Source organism: Halpernia sp. GG3 (genome assembly GCF_052976925.2).
This window is the reverse complement of sequence record NZ_JBRIIR020000017.1, coordinates 580,580-595,294: the sequence shown is the minus strand read 5'-3', so window position 1 is coordinate 595,294 and position 14,715 is coordinate 580,580. Positions and strand designations below refer to the sequence as shown.

Annotated in this window: 15 protein-coding genes; 4 read left to right on the top strand and 11 right to left on the bottom strand. The window is 32.2% G+C overall.

Translation table 11 applies throughout. From position 1 onward, the window contains the following. Positions 1–24 precede the first annotated feature (24 nt). The 4 genes from ACVBED_RS12150 to ACVBED_RS12135 form a co-directional block, all read right to left on the bottom strand. On the bottom strand, positions 25–234 hold the full coding sequence (locus ACVBED_RS12150; protein ID WP_447120533.1) for a DUF3820 family protein: 210 nt from the start codon (positions 232–234) through the stop codon (positions 25–27). A 12-nt stretch (positions 235–246) separates the two neighbouring features. Then, positions 247–1,326: an AI-2E family transporter gene (locus tag ACVBED_RS12145; protein ID WP_447120532.1), complete on the bottom strand. Its 1,080-nt coding sequence runs from the start codon at positions 1,324–1,326 to the stop codon at positions 247–249. 206 nt (positions 1,327–1,532) lie between these two features. After that, positions 1,533–1,706 (bottom strand): hypothetical protein, encoded by a 174-nt coding sequence (locus ACVBED_RS12140; RefSeq protein WP_447120531.1) that lies wholly within the window; start codon positions 1,704–1,706, stop codon positions 1,533–1,535. 32 nt (positions 1,707–1,738) lie between these two features. Continuing rightward, positions 1,739–2,476 carry a hypothetical protein gene (locus ACVBED_RS12135; protein WP_447120530.1) on the bottom strand — a complete coding sequence of 246 codons (738 nt, stop codon included), beginning with the start codon at positions 2,474–2,476 and terminating at the stop codon, positions 1,739–1,741. A gap of 45 nt (positions 2,477–2,521) precedes the next feature. On the opposite strand from ACVBED_RS12135, the gene ACVBED_RS12130 reads away from it, so the two are divergent. Continuing rightward, complete coding sequence (locus ACVBED_RS12130; RefSeq protein WP_473095051.1) at positions 2,522–3,496, top strand: aminodeoxychorismate synthase component I; 975 nt, start codon at positions 2,522–2,524, stop codon at positions 3,494–3,496. Beyond that, positions 3,480–4,085 (top strand): aminotransferase class IV, encoded by a 606-nt coding sequence (locus ACVBED_RS12125; protein WP_447120529.1) that lies wholly within the window; start codon positions 3,480–3,482, stop codon positions 4,083–4,085. Before ACVBED_RS12130 ends, ACVBED_RS12125 begins: the two co-directional genes overlap by 17 nt. 41 nt (positions 4,086–4,126) lie before the next feature. Here ACVBED_RS12125 and ACVBED_RS12120 read toward each other — a convergent pair whose 3' ends face one another. The 3 genes from ACVBED_RS12120 to ACVBED_RS12110 all read right to left on the bottom strand — a co-directional run bounded on the left by ACVBED_RS12120 (position 4,127) and on the right by ACVBED_RS12110 (position 6,554). Next, a complete protein-coding gene (locus ACVBED_RS12120) occupies positions 4,127–4,495 on the bottom strand; it encodes a hypothetical protein (protein ID WP_447120528.1) in 369 nt (122 codons plus the stop codon). A 68-nt stretch (positions 4,496–4,563) separates the two neighbouring features. Then, positions 4,564–6,228, bottom strand: a complete 1,665-nt coding sequence (menD, locus tag ACVBED_RS12115) for a 2-succinyl-5-enolpyruvyl-6-hydroxy-3-cyclohexene-1-carboxylic-acid synthase (RefSeq protein WP_473095050.1) — start codon at positions 6,226–6,228, stop codon at positions 4,564–4,566. 146 nt (positions 6,229–6,374) lie between these two features. Then, positions 6,375–6,554 carry a hypothetical protein gene (locus tag ACVBED_RS12110; protein ID WP_473095049.1) on the bottom strand — a complete coding sequence of 60 codons (180 nt, stop codon included), beginning with the start codon at positions 6,552–6,554 and terminating at the stop codon, positions 6,375–6,377. A 199-nt stretch (positions 6,555–6,753) separates the two neighbouring features. Here ACVBED_RS12110 and ACVBED_RS12105 point away from each other — a divergent pair, with 199 nt between their 5' ends. After that, positions 6,754–8,799 (top strand): prolyl oligopeptidase family serine peptidase, encoded by a 2,046-nt coding sequence (locus tag ACVBED_RS12105; RefSeq protein ID WP_473095074.1) that lies wholly within the window; start codon positions 6,754–6,756, stop codon positions 8,797–8,799. Between the two features lie 53 nt (positions 8,800–8,852). Here the strand turns inward: ACVBED_RS12105 and ACVBED_RS12100 are convergent, their stop codons facing one another. Further along, positions 8,853–9,326: a pyridoxamine 5'-phosphate oxidase family protein gene (locus ACVBED_RS12100; protein WP_473095073.1), complete on the bottom strand. Its 474-nt coding sequence runs from the start codon at positions 9,324–9,326 to the stop codon at positions 8,853–8,855. Positions 9,327–9,533: 207 nt separating this feature from the next. Between ACVBED_RS12100 and ACVBED_RS12095 the strand changes: the two genes are divergently transcribed. Next, the gene (locus ACVBED_RS12095) at positions 9,534–10,253 is read left to right on the top strand and encodes a class I SAM-dependent methyltransferase (protein WP_447120525.1); all 720 of its coding nucleotides are present in this window, start codon (positions 9,534–9,536) and stop codon (positions 10,251–10,253) included. Here the strand turns inward: ACVBED_RS12095 and ACVBED_RS12090 are convergent, their stop codons facing one another. The 3 genes from ACVBED_RS12090 to ACVBED_RS12080 form a co-directional block, all read right to left on the bottom strand. Beyond that, entirely contained in the window at positions 10,254–12,845 is a 2,592-nt protein-coding gene (locus tag ACVBED_RS12090) for a T9SS type B sorting domain-containing protein (RefSeq protein ID WP_473095048.1), read from the bottom strand. Positions 12,846–12,920: 75 nt separating this feature from the next. Next, positions 12,921–13,430, bottom strand: coding sequence for a DUF4252 domain-containing protein (locus ACVBED_RS12085; protein ID WP_473095047.1), 510 nt, complete (start codon positions 13,428–13,430; stop codon positions 12,921–12,923). 4 nt (positions 13,431–13,434) lie between these two features. Beyond that, complete coding sequence (locus tag ACVBED_RS12080; RefSeq protein ID WP_447120522.1) at positions 13,435–14,712, bottom strand: DUF4252 domain-containing protein; 1,278 nt, start codon at positions 14,710–14,712, stop codon at positions 13,435–13,437. Positions 14,713–14,715: the final 3 nt, after the last annotated feature.

The following is a 14,715-nucleotide window of genomic DNA, read 5'->3' as shown; positions in this document are numbered from 1 at the left end:
GAAAAAATCAAACTAATATCGCAACTATTTTCGAAGCGGTTTTAACAAGTCATCTAATCCATTAAGTTTTATTTCGTAAACGGTAGAGAGTTGCATACCAAGTTTACCTGGCGGCATACCTTTCCGCTGAAACCACTCTAAATAGTACATAGGCAAGTCTGCCAATATGTAGTCTTTGTATTTACCAAACGGCATTTTCTGCACGCAGATTTCCTGTAAAATTTCTGGATTCAAACTATAAATATTTTAGACAGAAAGATCAATTTTCTCCTCTATTTCAGAAGATTCGGGAAGTATAAGCTCGCGATCCTCACCATTAAATTCATCTCTATACACCTGAATGAGTAAAACTGTAATTGAAATTAAAATCGGCCCAAAAATAAGACCCATAAAACCAAATATATTAATACCCATGATAATCCCAAAAATAGTATTTAGAGGGTGAATATTTTCAAGTTTTTTTAATAAAGTGAAGCGCAGCAAATTATCTGTTAAACCAACCACACAAACGCAAAAGGCCAACAAACCTAAGCCATCACCCAAGTTTCCTTGCGCAACCATAAAAACACAAACTGGTACAAAAACAATTGCAGCACCAACGATGGGAATCATGGCAGTAATGCAGGTTAAGGAAAATAATAATAAAATATTTGGTGCGCCAAAAATATAATATCCAATAATCGCAACTATTCCTTGTCCCACCGCCACAACGGGAATACCTATCGCATTTGCAGTAACCATCGAGCGGATCTTTCCGCCAATTAAATTTATATTGGATTTTTTAAGAGGTGCAGAATTTTTTAAAAGTCTTTCAAAAAGCCGTGGTTTTTCCATCATAAAATACAAAATAAAATAAGTTGAAAAAACAATGGTAATGGTATTAAAAGTACTGCTTAATGCAGCGGTTGAAAACTTAGCTACGGTATCTTTCAGTTTCGCCATGTTTTCTTTACTGAGAAGATCAAAATTTGTTTTTTGATAAACGTAATCGTGAATTTTGTCAATGAAAACATTGAATTTACCCATATACTCTTTAGCGTTACCTAATCTTTGAATCAAAATATCACCCAAAAAATAGATGGGTAAAACCAAAATAACTAGAGAGATAGATATTATTAAAAGTGTTGACACCCAAGGTTTCCATTTTTTAGTTTCCTGCAAATAGAGATTATACTTTCTGGTTATAATGTAAAGCGTGATCGCTCCCAAGACAGATGGAATGAACAGTGCTAGATTAAACCCTATTAAAAGAATTAAAACAACAATAAGTATAAGTAGAAATACCTGTTTAATTTTTTCGTCACTGATGGGCAAATTACGCTGCATTCTAAATTTTAAAATTATTAAAAAATTATTGGGTAACAATTGGTTTCGGTGCACCAAAATAAGCACAATATGCGGAATAGATTGCAGCATATAAGAATGGCGCAGTCACAAATATCCCTACGCAACAAATTATTAAACCTGACATTGAGATTAAAAATGCAAGAATCGACATACCTACAACAGCCCAGTAATAACGCTTTGCCATTTCATAAGATTTTTGCGATAATTGAGAGTGCGTATGATAATATACTAACCAAAACTATCATCAGAATGGCATAAGGCAAACCTTTTTTATAAATATTAAAAGCGTGCGCAATTACAGAACTACTGTCTTTTTGTGGAGTTGTAGCCAAATTATCAAATTCATTAAAGTTATCCATAATTTTTTTTGATAAAAGTAACTAAAAAAACATTATCTAGAAACTTCCTTTTTGATTTCATTAAAATATTTTTGGTACATCGTGTAAATCACCGCATTCCAAAAAGGAAATGTGATCATTATACCTATAAAGAAAAATATAATTCCAAAATAACTAAATATACAGGCTAAACAACAGCATGTGAAAATGGTGAAAAAGTCCATTTTAAAGGCTTTAAGTGTTAATCTAATGCTTTCAAAGATTGAGACATTCATGAAAAACATTAGAGGCGCAGAAAAAACCGTCAGCAATATCCAGAATAAAACTAAAACTGGAGAAACGTGTGCATAAAGATTAATGAACCCCCAGAAAATGGCGAATCCTACAAATTTAAAAAAATTAAAACCCCTATAACCGGCATATAAATCTGAAATATTATACGGTATTTTCTCGTCAATTTTTCTGTAAATCTGAAATAAACCAATATTTAAAGGAAACATTATAGCCTTTATAACGACAAGCGCAATCACGAAACTTGAAAAATTAGGATTTTTTGCCCATTCCATTATTCCTTTTTGCATCGCAGGAATATCAGTTTCAGAAATTTTCACCAGACGAATAAATTCATCCTGTAGTCCATAATATTTAAAAAAGTACAACCCTAAAAGAAATATTATAGAAAAATATAATATACTAAATAAGATCTGAATATTTAATGTCACTGCCCAATAATTCACAGCTTTCCGCAGAATTTCTTCGATGTTACTTTTCCACGTAAGTTTCTTTTCCATAAAATAATTTGTGTAAAAGTACGCATCAATACTTACTTTTGCAGAATGTTTTCCAAGATAAAAGATAAATTTCAAGAAATGAACCTGCTTTCTCAAAATGGAAAGGCTTTTTTTTTCTTTGTCGATTTTAAAGTAGAAAATATTTTAATTTATGACGAAGCAGCATTATTAAAAGAAAACATTGCTGTTGATTTCCCAAATTTTAAAAATACTGAGCCTCAGAAAATTGATAAAACCCTCCTATTAAAGTCATTTCCACAAAGCAAAGAAGACTACGAAATGGGTTTTAACAAAGTACAGAAAAACCTGAAACGCGGCAATTCATACCTTATCAATTATACTTGTGAAACGCCGATTGAAAGTAATTTTACTTTAAAAGAATTTTTTAATTTGGCTAATGAAAAGTACAAAGTCTGCAAAGACGACGACTTTGTTTTTTTCTCCCCGGAAACTTTTATTGAAATAAAAAATGACAGGATTTTCACGCATCCGATGAAAGGAACAATTGATGCGTCCGAAGAAAATGCCATTGAAACTTTAAAAAATGACATTAAGGAGAAGGCGGAACATTACACCGTTGTAGATCTGCTGCGAAACGATTTATCAATGGTTGCCGACGAAGTAAAAGTGGATGAATTTCAAAGAATCGACTTTATCAAAACCAAGCAAAAAAATCTTTACGCCATGAGTTCGGAAATTTCTGGTAAACTGAAACCTGAATTTCAAAATAAAATTGGACGTATTCTGCAAACTTTGCTTCCCGCAGGTTCTATTTTAGGTGCACCCAAACAGAAAACTTTAGGCATAATTTTAGACGTAGAAACCCACGAACGAATTTTTTACACGGGCGTTTGTGGCTACTTTGATGGCGAAAATTTGGATTCTTGCGTGATGATCAGATTTATAGAGAAAAAAGAGAATGCACTTTATTTCAAAAGTGGTGGCGGAATCACACATTTAAGTAAGTTAGCAGACGAATATCAAGAAATGAAAAATAAAATATATGTCCCAATTCATTGAAAGCATAAAAATAGAGGATCAAGAGATTTATAATTTAGAACTTCATCAAAACCGTGTGAATGTGACATTTGCTAATTTTGGTAAGGAAAATCTAATTGATCTAGATAAAATTTTTAAAGACTTACAACACGATGAAGACGGTCTTTACAAACTCAGAATTGTTTATGATCTGGAGTCAAAATTTACTGCGCGACTTATTCCTTATGCTTATTCTGAAATTAATGCATTTGCTTTGGTTGAAAATAATACGCTGGATTATTCTTTCAAATTTGAAGACCGAAAAATATTTGATGTGATGAAGAATAAATCAAAGTTTGTAGAAATAATTATTGTTAAAAATAATCATATCACAGATTCTTCTTACGGAAATCTTCTTTTTTTAAAGGGAAAACAATGGTACACGCCAAACACATTTTTGCTAAACGGTGTTCAAAGACAATCACTTTTGAAATCAAAAAAAGTAAAAGAGACCAAAATCAATCTACAAAATTTAAAAGAATTTTCACATTTTCAGCTAATAAATGCGATGATTGGATTTGATGAAATCATTTATCCAATTGAGATCATTAGTAATTTATCTGAAAAATAAAATTAGTAAAAAAAAATAGTTTTGAAGATATTTTTTAATATTTAATCTATATATATTTTAGGATCAAATATTTCCTTTCTATATTTTAAAATTTCATCAAAACTCACGTTTCTAGTAAAGTCTCTTGAGAAAAATTTTTCTTTTCGTTTATAAATTTCAATAATTTTTATTTTAGTTTTTTGAGATGGGTTTTTAATATAGTCCGAACATAAGCATAATGCAAGTTCCCGATAAGCAGACTCCTTTTCCCATTCATTAGAGACAAAATTCTTTTTAATAACTTCTATTCCACCTTTTGCATAAATAGGATAATCTATTTTGCAATTTTGAATGATGAGCGTTTCAGTTTGATCTTGTTTACAAGAAGTAAAACAAAAAATAAAATTTAAAAATAAAATTTGTCTCTTCATAATTTAATTCATACAAAACTAAATCTATCATTTTAATTAAATCATAAAACACTCTTTTATAATCTAAACTATTTCATTTCAATAAAATAATTTTTCAGAATTTGAGCGTTTTCTACATCTTTCGTAATCACTTCCAAAATTTTTGGCTGATAGCTGTGCTGAAAAAAATGCTCTAAAACGCGCTCCATCGTCAGTTCATCCTCCACTTTAAAATATTCAAATTTAAAATCTTCTGCTAAACGTTCCGCTGTTCTATTATGTTTTGTTAAAATAAATTCGTCCAAAGCATTAGTGGAATCTGGCCCAGGGATAATTTTAAAAATGTCACCGCCACCATTATTAAAGACAATAATGCGCACATAAGGCGGAATATATTGATTCCATAAGCCATTAATATCATAGAAAAAACTGATGTCACCAGTTACCAAAAGGGTTGGATTTTCACTTTTCATTGCAAAACCCATTGCCGTAGAAGTTGAACCGTCAATTCCACTCGTTCCCCGATTGCAGTAAATGTGTTTTTGCTCAAAATGAAATAATTGCGCATAACGAATTGCAGAGCTGTTACTAAAATGAATATTATAATTATGCGGAATTTTTTCTGCTAAATTTTCAAATAATTTAAAATCTGAAAAGCCAATTTTTCTGCAATATTCTGTATGTTTTTCATCTTTTTTATCACGTAAACTGTCCCACAAATTATAATAAGATTGCGGCTCAAGGCTTATTTTATTTAAAAACTGACCGAAAAATATCTCAGGTTTTACTTCAATTTTTTCTGATAAAGCGAAGAAAGTATCTGGTTGCCAGAAGGGATCGATATGCCAATGACTTTTTGGCTGTGCTTTTCTAAGAAAAAATTTTACCTTTTTAGAAACAACATTCTGACCAATTGTAATTAACAAATCTGGCGCAAAAGTTTTGATATCTTCGTCTGAAAAATTAAAAATATAACGGTCAATATGTGAGAAAAACTTATCGTGCTTCAAGTTAGAATTAACTTCGCTTAAAACTACCACGCTGTGATTTTTTACAAATTGAGAAAGTTGGATCTCAAGTTCTTCACTAAAATCACGTGTTCCTACCAAAATTAAAACCCTTTTGGATAAATGCCATTCTGCTATTAAATTTGAAGGAAGTTCATATGGTTTTTTCTGAATCGTTTTTTCAACCGTTGCAAAAACTGGCATTTCCGAAGCCAAATTATAAAGCGGTTCCTCTAAAGGAATATTGATATGGACCGGCCCTTGCTTTTCGATGCAAAGTTCTACAGCTTTTTTAATGGTATTAAAATTTTCAGTTTCAGAATTCTCGTGCGAATCTTCTAAAAGTTGAAAATCACCGTAAGAATGGTTTTTATAAATATCTTTCTGACGAATGGTTTGTCCGTCAAAAATATCCACATAATCTGCTGGTCTATCTGCCGTTAAAATTAAAAGTGGAATATTTGAATAGAAGGCTTCGGTAATTCCTGGATAATAATTTGCAGCGGCAGAACCGCTTGTACAAGTTATTGCTACAGGTTTTTTCAATTTTTTTGACATTCCTAGAGCCACAAAAGCCGCGCTGCGTTCGTCTATGATGCTGTATGAATTAAATTCATCTAGCTCAGAAAAGTGAATTGCTAAAGGCGCATTTCTAGAACCTGGAGAAATAATAATATTTAAAATTCCGTAGGATTTTAAGATATGCCCCAGCAACTGAATACTTCTTTTGGCGGAAAATTGCTTCATTTGATATTTATAATTTACTTTAAAATAATCTACAAAAATAAGAATAAGAAATTGCTTCTGCAGAATTTTTAAATATTATAAATTACAGTAAAAAAATATTCCAGCTAGAAATTAACTGGGACTATATTTAGTAAAACATTAATTTTTTATTTTAATCCGAAATACTCAATCCCCTCATCAGCAGACTGCATTTCCTGAAGAGATTTAAATTGGTGATAATAATTATTAAGTTTTTTATTGCTTAAAAATTTTTTCAAAGCGAGAAATCCCAAAACAGCAAATACTCCAAAGCTTCCTGCTAATAAAATGGTGGTTTCCTTTTTCATAAGTATTTTAATTTAATCTTCAGATTTAGATGCAAATTTTGTTCCTTTTTAAATAACAGTGAATTAAATTTTTGTTAAAATTATGTTTCATCAATTATATTATTTTCACTATTTTTGGTAAAAACACGTTTCCATGAGAAAAACTTCATTCTTCTGTATTATAGCGATCGCCATTGCGATTCCTGCTGCTTCACAAACAATGTCAAAAAACCAAAAATACCCAGAAACCAAAAAAATTGCGCATTCAGACACCTATTTTGGAAGTGTGGTAGAAGATCCGTACCGTTGGTTGGAAGATGATCAGGCAGCAGATAGAAATGATTGGGTAAATCGTGAAGCTGCGTTCACAAAAGATTTTTTTAGTAAAATTCCTTTCCGGGAAAAAATTCGAACGGAAATGAAAGATATGTGGAATTACGAAAAAATTGGAGCGCCATTTAAAGAAGGGAATTATACCTATTTTTACAAAAATGACGGTTTACAAGCACAGGCGGTTTTATATAGAACAGATAAAGAGGGTAAAACTGAAGTCTTCTTAGATCCAAACAAATTTTCAACAACCGGCACAACATCTCTTGCAGGAATTACTTTTAATAAAAAGGGAAATTTAGTAGCCTATTCTATTTCGGAAGGTGGTTCTGACTGGAATAAAATTATTATTCTGAACGCAGATAACAAGGAAAAAATCGATGAAACAATTCTCGATGTAAAGTTTTCTGGTGCATCATGGCTTGGCGATCAAGGCTTTTTTTATAGCAGTTATGACAAGCCAAAAGGAAGCGAACTGACAGCAAAAACAGATACCCATAAGGTATATTTTCATAAATTAGGAACTAAGCAATCTGATGACAAGCTAATCATCGGCGGCGAAAATTTTAAAAGACGCTACATGGGAATTGGCGTGTCGGATGATGAACGTTTTGAATTTTTAAGCGCCTCAGTTGCAACAAACGGAAATGAACTTTATGTAAAAGATTTAAAAAATAATACTGATTTTATACCCATTCAAAAAGGATATGATTTCAATACGAATATTGTCAATACAAAAGGTGATTTTATTTATGCAATGACTGATAAAAACGCACCAAATATGAGATTGATAAAATTCAATATCAATAATCCTACTATTTGGATAGATGTTATTCCAGAAACTGAGAACGTACTTTCTATAACTAAAGGCGGAGGTTACATCTTCGCAAATTATATGAAAGATGCGTTAACAAGCGTAAATCAATTTGATTATGACGGCAAATTAATCCGAACAATCTCTCTGCCCGGTAAAGGAACTGCAAGTGGTTTTAGCGGAAAAGAAGATCAAAAGGATTTATATTATTCTTTCACTAACTATATTACACCAGGCACTACTTTTAAATTTAATGCAGACAGCGGAAAATCAGAAATTTATCAAAAACCTAAAGTGAAATTTAATCCTCAAGATTATTTGTCTGAACAAGTTTTTTACATATCAAAAGACGGCACAAAAATTCCGATGATGATAAGCTACAAGAAGGGACTAAAAATGGATGGGAAAAATCCAACCATTTTATATGGTTATGGCGGTTTTAATATTAGTATAACACCCACATTTTCTGTAGTGAATGCAACCTGGATGGAAAATGGCGGTATTTATGCGGTTCCAAACATCCGTGGTGGTGGCGAATATGGAAAAAAATGGCACGACGCGGGAATAAAAATGAATAAGAAAAACGTCTTTGAAGATTTTATTGCAGCAGGTGAATATTTACAAAACAAAGGCTATACTTCTAAAGATTTCATGGCACTTTCCGGACGCTCAAACGGCGGTTTATTAGTCGGTGCAACTATGACAATGAGACCAGATCTAGCAAAAGTAGCAATTCCGGGAGTAGGTGTTTTAGATATGTTGCGCTATAATAAATTTACCGCAGGAGCAGGTTGGAGTTATGATTACGGCACCGCGGAAGATTCAAAAGAAATGTTTGAGTATTTAAAATCGTATTCACCTGTGCAAAATGTGAGAAAAGGAGTTTGCTATCCTGCAACTTTGGTTATAACGAGTGATCATGATGACAGAGTTGTTCCTGCCCATTCATTTAAATTTGCGGCGAATTTACAAGAAAAACAGTCTTGTGATAACCCGGTTTTAATCAGAATTGAAACTAATGCCGGACACGGCGCTGGGAAATCTACCGACCAAGTCATCGGCGAAAACACTGATATTTTGAGTTTTGCGCTCTACGAAATGGGAATTAAAAAATTAAAATAAACAAAAAGCCAGTTGAGATCTTCAACTGGCTTTTTTTTAAATAGAACGAGGAATTATGGATTTAATTTCCCTTCAATACTGTCATCTAAAGTTTTACCTGTAACTGCGCCAACTGCCATTTTTGCGAAAGCGACAAATTTCCCATGCTTACTATCCCAATAATAACCTTCTGATGGTGTTACTTTGACAACAGTGATTCGGGAATCTTCTTTACCATCTGTAAACCAGATTTTTAAGAGAGGATTCCATGGTTCGTTAATTTTTACCTGATCTTTACTAACTGTTGCGTGACCAAAAAGACTCATGAAATCCGCATGCGGATCACCCTGAAATAATAATTGAACGGTATCATTATTTTTTAATTGTTCATTTTTATGACTATCTACCGAACTAAGAAACCACAGATTTCCTTCATCATCTACTTTCTGCACAGCCATTGGTCTAGTTTGAAATGACTCATTAGATTTTAGATTTGTGCAGAAGAAACAAGACTCAGCAATGCTTACTAAATCTTTCATTTTTTTTATAGCTTCCTAACTGTTTAAATCTTCGTGGTTTTTTTCCGGTTGGTTTTGATTAATAGAATCCATAATAGTTTTTTGTTTAATGTAAAATTTCGTATCAAATTAAACACCAAAACAAAGAATTAAGTGAAAAATAATACTAAAAACTAAATCATTAAACAGCGATAATCATTTTAAAATCTAATAGCGTTTAATTTGTATTTTTACAAAATGGAACAGAAAAAAATTGCTGATTTTTATGATAATTATGTTCAAAAACAATTAAAGATAGGGGCAAATGAAAGATTAATTTCTTTGTTTAAAAGATTGATTAATCTTGGATTAAATAAAAATTCTAAAATTTTAGAATTGGGTTGTGGTGTGGGTATCTTCACAAAACTTTTAGCTTCTAAAATTAGCATGGGGAAAATTGAAGCAGTAGATCTTAGCAAAAAAAGTATTAAATCCGCTAAAACAATTCTAATTAATAAAAAAAATATTCATTTTGCTACGGGCGATGTTGTAAAATATGAACCTGAAAATTCTGATTTTCATTTCATCACTTTAATGGATGTTATTGAGCATATTCCTTTAAGTGAACATGACGAACTTTTTAAAAATTTAGCGAAAATTGCAACTGAAAAGACGCAAATAATTATTAACATTCCCAATCCAAAATACATTTCATACCTTCAAAAAAACAAGCCCGAAAGCTTGCAAATAATTGATCAGTCAGTTGAACTTATCCCTTTGATAAAACATTTAGAAAATGCAGATCTTGAAATAATATATTTTGAAAAGTACAGCATCTGGTTAAAAGAAGATTATCATTTCATGGTGATAAGGAAAAACAGAAAATTCTCAGTTATAAATATTGCTGGTGAAAGAAGTTTAAAAAACAAAATTTTAAATAAAATCAGTAAAAAAATTGATTATTTTAAATATTCTTAATTAATTTCTATTTTTCAAAAAGACCCACATACTTTTTTGTAAGGTTTCTGCAGAATTTTTTAAACTATATGAATATAAAACCCAATAGGTTCCGATAGGTAGTGGACCTTTAATCGCATTTTTACCATCCCAAAAATAATCTGCAGAATCAGTTGTTCTTTCATATACCTTTTTACCAAAACGATCGAATATTGCTAATTTTAAATTAGAATAATCTTTTAAAAGTGAATAATCCCAAACATCATTAAAACCATCATTATTTGGGGTGAAAACATTAGGTAATTGTACCTCAGCCAGAATTTCTGGCGGACGTTTTAAAAGTTTAATATTTTTAATCACAAAACAGCCATTTATGGTTGAGATTCTCACAAATACTTCCGTTGGATTATCTGTAGAAAAAGCAAGGACGGCAAATATTTCGTTGGCTTGTTTTTCTGCCTCAGACTGCGTCAAATAAAAATGAAATTCTTCGCCATTTGCTTTATTAATGGCTAAGTTCAAATTATATATGTAATTTGGATCTATAAAACTATAGTTTAAAATTTCAGATTTAACATCGGCAATTGGTGTAGCAAAAACAGAAAAATTTACTTTTACAACTTCATAAAAACCATTGGCATCAGTTATTTTATAAACCAACCGATCATTACCTGTAAAACCTACATTGTTTGTGACTTTAATTACGTTATTATCAATCACCGCAGCGCCATAATTTGGCTGTGTTAAAATTTCCAATTTATTAAAATCTAAAGTTTCGTTGGGCGAAGAAAACTTTGGAGTTACCGTAAAATTCGGACAGACATTTCCTAAATCAGTTGTTGAGATCACATAGGGACAATCAGCAATTTGAACAGGTTCTGTTGTATAAATAAAAGTAGAATAAGACAAAACACAAGTATAACTTCCTACTAAAGTTGGCAGATATGTAGGAGAATCTGCGCCCGTAATATCAACGCCGTCCCGTTGCCATTGGAAGCCTTCAAAATCAATATTATTTAAGGATAGCAAGACATCTTCCTGAATGCAATTTCCATTAACCAAAATAAATGGATCGTTAGAATAACCGGTGTAACTACTTCCAAAACCTGTAAACCTTCTACCACCTACCACATCTACGTTTATTCCCAAATCAGAAGTTACATTTACAGATCCAGTCAGTAATGGTGACGTAAAATAAGACCATCCATCTTTACCAAGCATCGGCGAATTTTCTGGTTTATTCCCATTAAATTTTACATCTGCATCTGTAGGTGCCTTTACAGAGAGTTTAGTTTGGTAACCGGTATTTCCAATTTGATCAATTCCGGGAATTTGCACCAAGTTTTCTAATTTTTGTCGTGGATCAGATAAATAATTTTTGTCGATAGGATAAGACAGCAGCATTCCGGTTGCGTAATAGGTTTTGTCTACTACACCAGCCTTATCCCAAAAACCACCTGTTAATTGATACACATAAGCAGGCTCGGATGTGCGAATATACATTCCGCTTGTGCTTATCACGCTCCCAGCAAGATTGGTAAATGTGGGTATAGTTCCCAAAATATACTTTGGTGGCGTGTAAGGGTAAGTGAAAAAACGTTCACCAGCATTTAAAGTTTTAGTAGGCATATTCTCATCATTGAAATAAATCTTCGTATTATCTTTTGTTGCGATTATAAGTGCACGCTCCGTTCCGATGAAACTTTTTGGATTATTATTATTAACAAGGGCTGGCGTCATCCCTGTTACGAGAAAATATTCTTTACCAATTTTCGAAGTTGGAAGATCTTGGTCTAACGTAAAATCTGCTCCACCTTTGTAAGGCGGCGGTGCGGTAGGTGAATCTGGCGGTGGAGGTCCATCACCGAAATAATGACTGCTAACATTGCCACTGTTTACAATAATGGGTTTATCTGAAGTTATTTTAGCACCTATTAAATCCGGTTCGAATTCATCAAACTGACTCTGAGAAACCTGATCAATTTTTTGTTGTACTGCAATATAAGATTCTCCTTTATTTAAAGTGAAGATTAATTCTTTAGCCTTACTACCGTCTGAAAACGTAATACCACTTGCGTAATTAGATATTTTAACGTGTGTGCTATCTTTTGTCGCCATTACAGCTATTTGATAATTCATCCGTGAAGGATCATAGCCATATAAAATCACCTGCTCCATTCCTGTAAAAAATTCTGTTCCCAATCCCGATTTTCCTTTGGATGCCATTACTTCAGCGCTGGAACCATCTATACGTAAACTGGCAACAAAACTTTTTTCTCCTGCCACATGTAAACCCATTTTAGAAGGCTTCATTGTATTTAGTGTGCTGGTAGAAAGTATTTGGGAAAGTTTATCAATTTTAAATTTGACGGGAGAATTCTTACTCAGGCTTACAATTCCGATTCTTTGGTTATCGCTAAAAATCTTAACCGTGAAAGGGGTAGTTTTTTCTGTTGATAAATAAATGTAAATCTCCGCAATATTATTATCATAGGCGCTGGGACCAGATTTAAATATTGGCGGAAACCAATGCTCCAGATCCCGTTGTGCTTTAGCAGAAAAACTGCAAAAAATAATTAGAAATGTGATAAAAAAATTTTGTTTACCTCGCACTTTGTAAAAATAGCAATTTTAAATACAAAAAAAAACCACCCTAATGGATGGCGAAAAATAATTTGACTGAAAAATTTATTTTGTACTTGCGTTTATTAAATTACTAATATCGTCAGGTGTGAATTTTCCGCGGATATCTATGAAAACCAAATCTTTACCAGAGTTGACGGTTAACATTAATTTTTTGATATAATCTCCATTCTGTTGGGCTTTTATATTGACGTTCTGGCCGTCGTGTTTTATAGACATCCAATCTTCGTAATTATTATCCGTTAAATATTTTGAAAAATTCTTCACCAGTTGTGTGTCTCCATTTTCTACAGTGAGAATTTTCACTTTAGATATTTTATTAATTAAGTTACTTATTTGCTTAGAATCTTCGTTATTATCTTCACGCAAAGCTTTTCTGATCATCGGTTTAGCCAAAAATAAAGGCAAATTAACACTCAGGAATTGGGCGTTAGAATTCGATATATTTTCCCCTTGAAAGTAGTCAATATTGGGTTTTGAAGAAACGATACAGGATTGTAGCGTGATAAAGAAAAGGGCGAAAATTATTGTTTTAAATATAAATTTTGTGTTCATAATATTAGAATTTTACAAGTTTACCACCAGAAATAGTAATGATATTGCTATCAATTTTAGGATTTCCTTTGTAGCGAATTTTTCCGCCAGAAGACGCATTTGCTTTCAAATTATCCGTCACATTTAGAGATAAGTTTCCTGCGGAAGTCACTTGTGCAGTTGCATTTTGAACTACTAAATTTTGTGCATTGCAATTTGCCGCACTGGTTAATTCAAAATTAACTTCTGCTACATTTCCGTTGATAACAGCATTGCTTCCACTTGTTCCTTGAAAATTTAACTGATTTGATTTCACATTAGCGTTAAGATTTGCGCCGGAAGTCACTAATAAATTTGCAGTATTTGTAATATTAAAATCACCGTTAAGAAGCGAACCGGAAGTACTTTCTAAATTAATTTTATCTGCATTCAAGGTATTTAAAACCGTTAAATTCGACCCTGCAACTGTTGAAATCTCGTTAATTTCCGGCGCCACAACATTCACAAAAATTTTATTAAAATTTAAATTTTTGTTAGAAGGGTTTTTTACATAAATATTTAAAATTCCACCTTGCACTTCTGTCGCAATATATTGCAATTTGTCTTGATCCGTTTCTACGCGAACTTCCTGCTTATCACCTTGTGTTAGGTTTACTTTGATGCCGGAAGACACTTTAATGCCTGTAAATTTCCCCACATTTCTTTCTTCAGAATTACGATTAATAACGGTTGAAGAGGAAGAAGAATTTGAATTTGTCTTAGTATTGGTAGTGAAAGTTTGAGTTTCATTGACCAATTTATTAACATCATCAATTGAAATTTTTCCATCAAGCATCATTAAAACCATGCTGTCATTAGAAGAGATATTGAGCAGTAAATCATCTAAAATCCCGTCTTTTGCACCGGCAGAAAGAAACTTTATTTTATTGTCTTTGCTGTTTACACTCATCAGCTCTTCATAATGCAAACCTTTTAGGATAGCCGAAATATCTGATTGAACTCCACTATAATTTAAGTTTAATTTTGTGCTTTTTCCATCTATCAATTTGCCTGAAGGCTTTTCAATAATTAATATTTTCAAACCGTTGATTTTTCCTAATAATGGTTTTATTTGATCTAATTCTCCATCACCCAAATTTAATTTATTCAGCATGCTGAACATTGGTTTCGCGATTTTGATCGACGTTATTCCTTCAGAATCTTGGTAGCGATCAAAAAGTTCGTCTAATTTTTCTTTTTGCGCAGATACATTTAGGATGGCGCAAAAGAAGAATGCGAACAGAACTATAATTTTTTTATACATGAT